Source organism: Propionibacterium sp. (assembly GCF_047719395.1).
Classification (GTDB): domain Bacteria; phylum Actinomycetota; class Actinomycetes; order Propionibacteriales; family Propionibacteriaceae; genus Propionibacterium.
The window spans coordinates 20,343-29,731 of sequence record NZ_JBDNTB010000034.1 but is presented as its reverse complement, the minus strand read 5'-3'; the positions used below and the strand labels follow the sequence as shown (position 1 = coordinate 29,731).

General features: G+C 65.5%; 10 protein-coding genes. All 10 read left to right on the top strand.

What is annotated here, in order from left to right; genetic code table 11:
• The first annotated feature begins 532 nt into the window (after positions 1-532).
• The 10 genes from ABF648_RS07510 to recN all read left to right on the top strand — a co-directional run bounded on the left by ABF648_RS07510 (position 533) and on the right by recN (position 9,361).
• Positions 533-1,546 carry a hypothetical protein gene (locus tag ABF648_RS07510; protein ID WP_415631681.1) on the top strand — a complete coding sequence of 338 codons (1,014 nt, stop codon included), beginning with the start codon at positions 533-535 and terminating at the stop codon, positions 1,544-1,546.
• 50 nt (positions 1,547-1,596) lie between these two features.
• Positions 1,597-2,535, top strand: coding sequence for a hypothetical protein (locus ABF648_RS07505; RefSeq protein WP_415631680.1), 939 nt, complete (start codon positions 1,597-1,599; stop codon positions 2,533-2,535).
• A gap of 238 nt (positions 2,536-2,773) precedes the next feature.
• A complete protein-coding gene (locus tag ABF648_RS07500; protein ID WP_415631679.1) occupies positions 2,774-3,790 on the top strand; it encodes an HAD-IIA family hydrolase in 1,017 nt (338 codons plus the stop codon).
• 292 nt (positions 3,791-4,082) lie between these two features.
• Positions 4,083-4,688: a biotin transporter BioY gene (locus ABF648_RS07495; protein ID WP_415631678.1), complete on the top strand. Its 606-nt coding sequence runs from the start codon at positions 4,083-4,085 to the stop codon at positions 4,686-4,688.
• Positions 4,689-4,695: 7 nt separating this feature from the next.
• Complete coding sequence (locus tag ABF648_RS07490; RefSeq protein ID WP_415631677.1) at positions 4,696-5,430, top strand: energy-coupling factor ABC transporter ATP-binding protein; 735 nt, start codon at positions 4,696-4,698, stop codon at positions 5,428-5,430.
• 25 nt (positions 5,431-5,455) lie between these two features.
• Positions 5,456-6,067: a CbiQ family ECF transporter T component gene (locus ABF648_RS07485; RefSeq protein ID WP_415631676.1), complete on the top strand. Its 612-nt coding sequence runs from the start codon at positions 5,456-5,458 to the stop codon at positions 6,065-6,067.
• Between the two features lie 43 nt (positions 6,068-6,110).
• Positions 6,111-6,392 (top strand): hypothetical protein, encoded by a 282-nt coding sequence (locus ABF648_RS07480; protein ID WP_415631675.1) that lies wholly within the window; start codon positions 6,111-6,113, stop codon positions 6,390-6,392.
• Positions 6,389-6,748 carry a hypothetical protein gene (locus ABF648_RS07475; RefSeq protein ID WP_415631674.1) on the top strand — a complete coding sequence of 120 codons (360 nt, stop codon included), beginning with the start codon at positions 6,389-6,391 and terminating at the stop codon, positions 6,746-6,748. Before ABF648_RS07480 ends, ABF648_RS07475 begins: the two co-directional genes overlap by 4 nt.
• 4 nt (positions 6,749-6,752) lie before the next feature.
• The gene (locus tag ABF648_RS07470) at positions 6,753-7,667 is read left to right on the top strand and encodes an NAD kinase (RefSeq protein ID WP_415631673.1); all 915 of its coding nucleotides are present in this window, start codon (positions 6,753-6,755) and stop codon (positions 7,665-7,667) included.
• A 2-nt stretch (positions 7,668-7,669) separates the two neighbouring features.
• Positions 7,670-9,361 (top strand): DNA repair protein RecN, encoded by a 1,692-nt coding sequence (gene recN, locus ABF648_RS07465; protein ID WP_415631672.1) that lies wholly within the window; start codon positions 7,670-7,672, stop codon positions 9,359-9,361.
• Positions 9,362-9,389: the final 28 nt, after the last annotated feature.

The window sequence follows — 9,389 nt, the reverse complement described above, 5'->3', positions numbered from 1 at the left end:
TAAGACACCGCCACACACCCAACTCCCCTCCCCAACCGGAGGGGAGTTTTTTCATATAAGTACTTTTCATTGGGTCGGCATGACAATGAGGCCACCCGAGGCGTGCCATGCGGTGCGACAGGATCGACAACAGGGATGGATGACATGGCAGACTCGCCGGACGGCTCGCGTTCACAATCGGGAGACCATTCCGGTCAATCCCATGGATCCAGCAGGGGAAATTCATCTCCGCGACGTGGCGGCAATTATTCCCGCGGGGCTTCCCGCAATGGTGGTTATCGAAAAGATTCTGGTTCCCATGGCGGTTTCGAAAACAGGAGTGGCGGACATCGCCCAGGATCCTCTGCATCTTCCTCTGGCGGTCGTTCTACTTCGGCCGGCAGGGACCATTCGGCGTCCTCGGATCATGGCAGCGATCGAGATCGGCGCAGCAGTTCTGGCTCCGGCCGCGGTTGGTCGAATTCCTCAGGCTGGCGAGGCCGGGGCAATGAGTCAGGCGGTCAGTGGCGCGGGGATTCACACAGGGGCGGCCGTGGGGACCACGACAGCCGTGGTCGGGGCTGGTCAGGTGATGACCGCGACCGTGCTGACCGCCAAGGGTCCAGAGATGGAGCTGGTGGGCACGACAGCAGTGGATACGACCCGAGTGGCCGTGGTCGTGCGCGTGATGAGTTTCGCCATGAGGGCCGGGGCCAGCACGGCCGGAATGCGAATGGCTCAGATCGGGGCGGTTTCGGCCGGGAGAACCGTGACGGTGATCGTCGTGAGTATGACCACCGCGGCGGCCGCAGCGGTTCTGCTGGGTCACGCAGCCGTGATTCCTGGCACTCGGGTGGGCGCAACTCGGCGGGTAATCGCTCCGGCGGTGAATGGCGTGATGGTGGCGGTCGGAATGGACGCGGCGAGGATCGCAACAGTCGGTATGCGGACGGTCGTGGCCAGAAGTCTGGCTGGAGCGGTTCCCGTGACGGAGATCAGTCGCGTGCGCGTCGTCCCTACGAAGATCGCTCGGAACACCGTCCACTGGGGCGCTCGGGTGGCTACCGCGACAACCGCCAGGGCGACGAAGGCAGCAAGCGGGACCGTGATGATCGCCACAGCGGGCACGGATATTCCGAGGGCGATGGTCGCGGGGACTTCAAGCGGAATGACCGGAACGGCGGCCGCGGCGATTTTCGCCAAGACGACCGGCGCAGGGAGCCGCGAGGTCGAGGCAGTTCCACTCGGGGTTCCTGGCATCGTGATGACGAGCGTCGTGGTGATGGCGAATCTGGCGGCAGTTCAAGGTCTGAGGGATCGCGGCGCGACGAGAGGTCCGGCAGAGGTTCGTGGAACCGTGATGACAGTCGCAGGAATGACCGTGGATTTGGCTCGGGCGAACGGCGCGGGCGCCAGGACAATCGGCGCCGGGAGGACCGTGACAGCAGTGGCCGGCCGAGTTCCGGGGGCCGTCATGACGACCGGTCCCGATACGACGATTCCCGGCCAACCCGTCGCAGGGAGCCAGCGGTCGATGAGCCGCAGGTTGATCTCGACGCGGATGTGAAGGCACTGCCGCTTCCTGTCCGTGCTGAGCTTCGCGGCCTTCCGAAGGATTTGGCGAAGGAGGTCGCTGCGCATCTGCTGGCTGCCCAGGAATGGCTGGACGATGATCCGGAGCGGGCGCTGCGTCATGCCAATGCCGCTCGCAGACGGGCGTCGCGCCTGCCGGTGGTGCGTGAGGCCGTTGCCGAAGCGGCATATGCGGCGGAGGAGTTCTCCACGGCCCTCACCGAGTACCGGGCAGTGCAGCGCATGACGGGAGATCCGAACTTCTGGCCGGTGATCGCTGACTGCGAGCGGGCTGTCGGGCGTCAGGACCAGGCGCTGCGCACTATCCGCGACGCCCACTCCCTCGAGCTCGAGCCGACGCAGCGCGTCGAGCTCGTCCTCGTGGAGGCCGGCCTTCGCGACGACATGGGCCACCGCGACGAGGCCATGCGCCTGCTACGCGATGCAATCGGACGTCATGAGGGCTCGCATGAATCCCGGGCGCGGTTGCGCTACGCGTACGCCAACTTCCTCGAGGAGAAGGGGGAGACCGAGTCGGCTGCCAAGTGGTTCACCGCTGCGGCAGGCTTTGATTCTCAACGCGAGCTCGACACCCGGGACAGGTTGATTGCGTTGGGCGTCGACGTCGGCGAAGAGGATTTCGACGAGAACGATGACATGCTCATCGAGGACGATGACCGGCCCGAGGCGGAGCCTCAGGATGTGATGGACGAGGCCGGGGACGGCGATGCTCAACCTGACGAATCAGGGTCGAGTGGCGTCGAGGACCAGGATGCCGTCGCCCACGTCGGGGGCGACGTTGCGAAGCCTGGCGGTGCGGAAGCTGCGGAGCCCGAAGCTGGCAGGGGCCTGCCCGAAGAATCAGAGATTGATGGTGTAGACGATCAGGATCAGGGCAGCGATGTCGAGGAAGTGGCCTCTGACAAGCCTGCGGACGGAACCACGGACACTGATCCCCTTCCGGAACCGGATTCACGGGACTGAGCTGCCGTTCGACTGACCATTCGGCCATTCTTCGCCGTCGGAACTCGAGGAAGTGGCCCTCGGAACCGTTCGTCGGAGCCGAATGCCAGGCGCACCAGTAGGTGGGCACGGCGAGCTGAGCTGATCGGATCGGGCGGTAGGGTCTTCTGCGGTGACATGCTCGGCCCGGTTCCTGCCGTGCTCCGAGCCGCGATGACCCTTGCCAACGGCCGGGGCATGACAGGGAGGACCCCATACCGTGACTTCAGCTGCGCTGTGTGATACCTACGACTGTGCACTGTTCGACTTGGACGGCGTGGTCTACCTCGGGCCGGAACCAGTCGAGGGTGCACCGGATGGCATCGGCGCGCTGCGGGACAGAGGAGTGCGTGTCGGTTTCGTCACGAACAATGCGGCGCGTCCACCCAGGGTGGTCTCCGACCAGTTGACTCGTATCGGCATCCCCTCGGAGGCCACCGACATCGTCACCAGCGCGCAGGCAGCCGCCGCCATGCTGCGCGATTCGCTCGATCCTGGCGCGAAGGTGCTCGTGGTGGGCACCCAGGCACTCGCCGATGAGGTGTCCGCCGTAGGGCTCACTCCGGTGCCGGACCGCAGTGCGCAGCCCGTCGCGGTCGTACAGGGATATGACCCTGACATGACGTGGCCCAGGGTCACCGATGCCGTGCACGCCATTCAAGCCGGTGCTGAGTGGTACGCCTCGAATCTCGATCCGACCCGGCCCACCGATCTGGGTCTGGAACCCGGCGTGGGTTCGCAGATCGCCGCCATCGGTTGCTGCTTTCCGGAGCGGATTCCCGAGGTTGCCGGTAAGCCGTATCCGCCCCTGTTGCGCGAGACGATCCGCCGGCTCGGCGGGGAGCATCCCATCTTCGTGGGTGATCGGCTCGATACCGACATCGAAGGTGCGCGCCGGGTCGACATGGCGTCCATGCTCGTGTTCACCGGAGCTCATGGCATGTACGACCTGGTGGACGCCGATCCGATCCAGCGCCCCGACCACATCGGTTATGACCTTCGGGCCCTCCTCCATCCGTCGCGGGTCGTCAGCCGGTCGGGAAACCAGGTGAGCTGTGCCGGGGCCACCGTGAGCGTGGATGGTGGCGTGCTCACCCTCAATGCTCCACTGATCACCAGGGACGAGCAGCTCGATGCGCTGTGGGCCGTGCTGGCTCTGGTCTGGCAGATCCGCGACGCAGGTGGAGCTGGCCCGGATGTCGCAGCGGTTCTGCAGGAGTTCACGCTGCTGCACTGAGTGGCCTTGTGCGATCGGGCCATGGCTCACCTGTCGAGCACCTGTCGTGGGGGAGGCTGGCCGTGGTCAAGGACCGGGATCAGGCGGCGGGACCATCGCGTCGCGATGCAGCCGAGCCCCCAGGACATCATGTCTTCCCCACATCATGTCTTCCCTGACACGCGCTGGTCTCGTGGAACGAGGTGAGAGCCCGCACCGTGACCCGCCCTGAACACTGTTCAAGTCAGGATCTAGAATTCTGCCCAGGGCCCAGACCGCGACACCTCGGCCGGGCCCTTCCCCAGGAGGACACATGACCACCCAAGTTCACGCCCGGAAGGCCGAGAGAGCCGGCTTCGGTGCGTCCGACATTGCGCTCATCGCCGTGTTTGCGGCACTGATGGCAGTGCTTGCCATCATTCCGCCGATCTTCACGGTCGGCGCCATCCCGTTCGCGATCCAGGTCATCGCCGTCCTGTTGACACCTCTCGTGCTGGGCCCGCTGCGCGGTGGCTGTGCCTGCGCGCTGTATCTGCTGGTGGGCATTGCCGGGCTGCCGGTCTTCGCCGGTGGCCACTCCGGCCCGGCAGCCATCATCGGTCCGACAGGCGGATACCTCCTGGGCTTCGTGGTCCAAGGTTTCATTGTCGGCGCGGTTGCCGCAGTTGCGCTGCGCAGACGTCCGAACCGCCGTGCACTTCCCTGGTTGCTCATTGCATGCGCGATCCTCGGGGTCGTCATCATTCACCTGTGCGGCGTGATCTTCTTCATGACGACGCTGCACATGACGCTCACCAGGGCCCTCATCACGACTGCGCCGTTCTTCCCATGGGACTGCCTGAAGGGCGTCATCGCAGGATTCCTGGCGGTGGCGGTGTTCACAGCATTCCCCGCCCTCATGCCGGCCCGGAAGGCCTGAGCCGTCCATGATCGAATACCGCGCAGTGGGTGTCGAGGTCGAGAGTTATGACCTCGACGGGCAGGCCAGCAAGCAGCAGATCCTGTCCGATGTCACGTTGACGCTCACCGAGCGGCGTGTTGCCGTGATCGGCGCGAACGGCTCGGGCAAATCCACCCTGCTCAAGCTTGTCAACGGACTGATGAAGGCCAGCACGGGTCAGGTGCTCGTAGAGGGTCTGGACCCCTCGCGTCAGGGCAAGCAGGTGCGCCGCATGGTGGGCCATGTTTTCACCGACCCGATGGCCCAGTTGGTGATGGCCACGCCCCTGGAAGAGGTGGAGTTGAGCCTGCGCGCCTCGGTGCATGACAGGAAGCTCCGGCACGCCCGGGCGCTGGCCATCTTGGCCCGAAATGGTCTGGACAGGCTGGCCAATCGCAGCGTCCATGCCCTTTCCGGGGGAGAGCGCCAGCTCGTGTCCCTTGCCTGCGTGCTCGCCGTCGAACCCCGGATCGTCATCGCAGATGAACCCACCACACTGCTCGATCTGCGCAACAAGATGATGTTGACCAGGGCATTCGATGCCCTCGACCAGCAACTGGTGTGTTCCACGCACGACCTCGAGCTGGCCGGGCGGATGGACCGGGCGCTGCTCGTGGATTCCGGCCACATCATCGACGATGGCGAACCAGGCGACATCGTCGGACACTATCGCGCAATGATGGAAGGCCGCGCTGACGCCCCGCGCGAAGTGCGGGCATGAATGAGGCCGTGACGGGGGCGTGGGCATGAACCTCGAGAACTACCTTGGTGCCTATCGTGCCGGGAACTCTCCAATGCATCGCAGCCCGCTGTGGCTGAAATACCTCGTGATGCTGGCTCTGGGCGTGGTGCCCTTCTTCCTGCACAATGTCATGCTCTCGCTGTGCACGCTGGTGTTGGCAGGCCTGCTGGTCGTCCTCGCGGGGGGACTGCCGCTGAGCACACTCGACCCGGGCCCCGGTGTGTGGGTGATGAACGCGCTGATGCTCGCCTACTATTCGATCTTCCTCAGCTGGCAGCGTGGCGTGGTCTTCGTGGCTGGCATGCTCAGCTGCCTGTGGCTGGCCCGGATGCTCACCTGTACCACTGCGGCGTCCAAGATCATGGACGCCATCGCCTCGCTGGCGAAGCCCTTCAGGGTGTTCGGGGCCAATCCGGAGAAGTTCGCCCTGACCATCGCGATCATGTGGAATGCGATTCCGTATCTGCTGGTGTCGGTGCGCACTGTTCGTGATGCGGCGAGGGCACGAGGACTCGAGAAGGTGTCCTGGCGATTCGCCGCGCCGGTCGTGGTGAGTGCCGTCGGTCATGCTCTCCAGGTGGGTGAGGCCCTACAGGCCCGCGGCCTGGGGGACTGACAGTCAGGCCGTCGCGCTAGGCTCACGGCCCATGGACAGTCCCATGACCAGTGCTCTCCCGGCTGCGATGGATGGCCCCACTCCAGCCACCGCCGTGGTGCCCGAGGAGTCGCAGGTGCCCGTCACTGGTAATCGGGATGTCGATGCGGTGATCGCGCGGTGCGCGGAATCACTGGACCTGCCGCTTGCCGAGCGCCTGGGGTGTCTGAAGATTGCCCAGCAGGAACTGGCCAGGATTCTTGACGCCTCCCGTGACAATGTCGTCTTGTCACAGCCAGCACTGCCGGGTCAGGGAGTGCTCCCTGGTCAGACCGACGCGGCGTGAGCGCTCACGATCCATCCGCTGTCCGGCTCGACATCGCTCTTTCGGCCGCCGGGCTTGCCAGATCCCGTGCTGCCGAGCCGATCGGCTCAGGCCGTGTCCGTGTGGAGGGCGCCACGGTGCTGCGGGCAGATCCTCGGGTGAACAGCCGTGCAGGTCATCATCTCCGGGAACCCACCCTCTGCGATCTCGGGGGGCACATGGTGGAACAGGTCGTCGGAGATGTCTCCTTCATCTCGCTGAAGCTGCTGCCGCCCACCCTGCCGGCCAGAAATGCCGGCATCGATGCTGCTGAGAACCGGATTCGCAGCTCACCACACCGCGGTGAGACGCACATATTCGGCTGCTCGGTAGGCTGAACACGTGGATCAACAGCGTCGCGTGGCGGTCATCATGCATCCGACTCGCCGAGAGGCAGTCGATCGCGCGGCCGAGTTCATCGAGGGCATGTGGCGCCACGGCATCAACTGTCTCGTGGAGCCCACCAGGGTCACCGATGTGCAGCGGCGCCTGCCGAACGGCGTGGTCGACGTCTTCGACGAGGACTCCGAGGTCGAACTCATGGTGGTCTTCGGCGGCGACGGAACCATTCTGTGGAGTGCCGAATGGGCCTTGCCGCACGGTGTGCCGCTGCTCGGGGTGAATCTGGGCCATGTCGGATTCCTCGCCGAGCTGGAGGCCTCCGAGGTTGAGGAGCTCATCGACAAGGTGGCTCGACGGGACTACCAGATCGAGCGCCGGCTGACCCTGGCGGTCGAGGTTCGCGATGCTGTCGACAATGTCGTGTGGACATCGTTCGCGATCAATGAGGTGTCCACGGAGAAAGCGTCACGTCAGAAGATGGCGGACCTGCTGGTCTCCATCGATGGGCGGCCGTTGTCCCGCTGGGCATGCGACGGCGTACTGGTCGCTTCTGCGTCCGGGTCGACGGCCTATGCATTCTCCAGCGGTGGCCCGGTGATCTGGCCGGACACGCAGGCTTTCGAAGTGGTTCCCATCGCCGCACATGCGCTGTTCCACCAGGCCTGCGTCGTCGCACCCAGCTCCAAGGTAGATCTGCGGATGGTTGGTGATATGAGCCTGTCGGCGGTTGTCTGGTGCGACGGGCGCCGTAACGCCTATGTGGGCGCCGGCTATCAGGTGAGCGTGCGACGTTATCCGGCCGACCTCCAGATCGCCCGGCTGAGCGAACAACCCTTCGCGACGCGGCTGGTCAAGAAGTTCGGCCTGAACATTCAGGGCTGGCGAAATCCGCAGTTGCACACACGGGGCGAGTAGGCGTGCTGAGCGCACTGAGGATCGCCGGTCTCGGCGTCATCGAGGCATCCGAACTGGAACCTGCGCAGGGTTTGACCGCCATCACCGGCGAGACGGGCGCGGGCAAGACGATGATCGTCACCGGGCTGGGGCTGTTGCTCGGCAGCCGCGCCGATGCCCACATGGTGCGGGTTGGTTCACGGCGCGCCCAGGTGGAAGGAGACTTCACCGGTTTCGAGGCTCTGGTGTCCCGCCTGGCCGAGGCCGGAGCTGACACCGCCGACGGTGAGCTGATCGTCACCCGTCAGGTGCAGGACAGCGGCAGATCGCGGGCGTGGGTCGGCGGGGTTCAGACGCCCATCGGCGCGACAGGCGAGATCGTCGCCGAAATGGCCACCATCCACGGCCAGTCGGAGGTGTCGAGGCTGGCCAACCCCGAACGGCAACGTGAGCTGCTCGATCGCTATGCCGGGCCCGAATTCGAGGCACTGCTCGAGGCATACCGGGAGGTTTTCGCCGAGCGCCGCCAGGTGGCGGCCGAGCTCGATGAGCGGGTCAGCAATGCCCGCGAGCGTGCCCAGGAGCGGGATCTGCTGCGCTTCGGCCTGGACGAGATCGGCGCTGTCGGCCCCAAGCCCGGCGAGGATGCCGAGCTCGCTGCACAGGCCAGCAGACTCCAGGCACTCGATGACCTGCGGATGCTTGCCGAACAGGCCGGGCATGCGCTGTCCGGGGCTGACGACGGCGACCCTGATGATCCAGGGGCTCTCGGGCTCGTGGGCTCGGCGCGCAAGTCGGTGCACCGCATTGCGGATCTTGATTCGCGTGCGGCTGAGCTGGTGGGAAGGCTCGATGTGCTGTCCTCCGAACTGGGCGAGATGGCGGCAGAGATCGCGTCCTATCTGGCTGACCTGGAGGCTGACCCGAACGCTCTGGAGGCCGTCACCTCTCGCCGGGCTGCGCTGGCTGGGCTGTTCCGCAAGTACGGCGCCACCGCAGACGAGGTGATTTCCTGGGCCGCAGATGCAGCCCGGCGGGTGGGGGATCTGGATACCGATGGGGGGCGCATCGAGGAGCTCCAGGAGAAGCTCGGCGTGCTCGATGCCGAGCTGGCTCAGCAGGCAGGCCACCTGCACACCCTGCGCGACAAGGCCACCCACGGCATAGCCGGCGAGGTGCAGGGTGAACTCGCGGATCTCGCCATGCCGCATGCAAAGCTGGAATTTCAGCTCGGCGAGCTCTCTGCCCCGGGGCCGTGGGGCACAGATCGGGTTCAGCTGTTGTTCAGCGCAAATCCTGGATCGCCACTGGCTCCGCTGGCGAAGATGGCGTCCGGGGGCGAACTCTCCCGTGTTCGGCTGGCTCTGGAAGCTGTGCTCGCCGGTTCCGAGCCGGGGCATACCTTCGTCTTCGACGAGGTGGACGCCGGGGTCGGCGGCCGGGTTGCGCTGCAGATCGGGCGGCGACTGGCCAGGCTCGCCCAGCATTCCCAGGTGATCGTGGTGACCCATCTTGCCCAGGTGGCAGTCTTCGCAGATCGCCACTATGTGGTGACCAAGGCCAATGAGGGATCGGTGACCGCCAGCGACATCGTGCTGGCCGAGGGAGATCGGCGGCTGCACGAGATCGCCCGGCTGATGGCCGGTACCGAATCGGATACCGCACTGGCCCACGCCAAGGAGCTGATGGAGCAGACTCAGGCGATGGGCACCTAGGAGTCATGGATCAGGAGAACTCATGCGT